3 tRNA genes and 1 rRNA gene are annotated in these 449 nt (G+C 55.2%); all 4 read right to left on the reverse strand.

The features are described 5' to 3' along the window. Nucleotide 1: 1 nt before the first annotated feature. The 4 genes from HP552_RS08245 to rrf all read right to left on the reverse strand — a co-directional run bounded on the left by HP552_RS08245 (nucleotide 2) and on the right by rrf (nucleotide 427). Nucleotides 2–77, reverse strand: a tRNA-Asn gene (locus HP552_RS08245). Nucleotide 78: 1 nt separating this feature from the next. Beyond that, nucleotides 79–154, reverse strand: a tRNA-Ala gene (locus HP552_RS08250). Between the two features lie 22 nt (nucleotides 155–176). Next, nucleotides 177–253, reverse strand: a tRNA-Ile gene (locus HP552_RS08255). Nucleotides 254–310: 57 nt separating this feature from the next. Beyond that, nucleotides 311–427: ribosomal RNA gene (gene rrf, locus HP552_RS08260) — 5S ribosomal RNA — on the reverse strand. Nucleotides 428–449 lie beyond the last annotated feature (22 nt).

Consider the following 449-nt stretch of genomic DNA (forward strand, 5'->3'; position numbering starts at 1 on the left):
ATGGCTCCCCGAACAGGACTCGAACCTGTGACAACTCGATTAACAGTCGAGTGCTCTACCAACTGAGCTATCAGGGAATGGTGGAGCCAAGCGGGATCGAACCGCTGACCTCCTGCTTGCAAGGCAGGCGCTCTCCCAGCTGAGCTATGGCCCCATGTTGCTGGGGTGAATCAATATGGTGGGCCCTGGTGGACTCGAACCACCGACCTCACCCTTATCAGAGGTGCGCTCTAACCAACTGAGCTAAGGGCCCTTAAATATTTCCCTTCTTCTCTACGAGGGGGGCAAAAAAAATACCCCAAAGGGAATCGCTTGGCAACGTCCTACTCTCCCAGGACCCTTCGGTCCAAGTACCATCGGCGCTAGAGGGCTTAACGGTCGTGTTCGGGATGGGTACGTGTGGAACCCCTCCGCTATCGCCACCAAACGAGCATTTGTGAAACAAATGC

The sequence above is a fragment of the Paenibacillus xylanilyticus genome (genome assembly GCF_013359935.1).
Taxonomy (GTDB): domain Bacteria; phylum Bacillota; class Bacilli; order Paenibacillales; family Paenibacillaceae; genus Paenibacillus; species Paenibacillus xylanilyticus.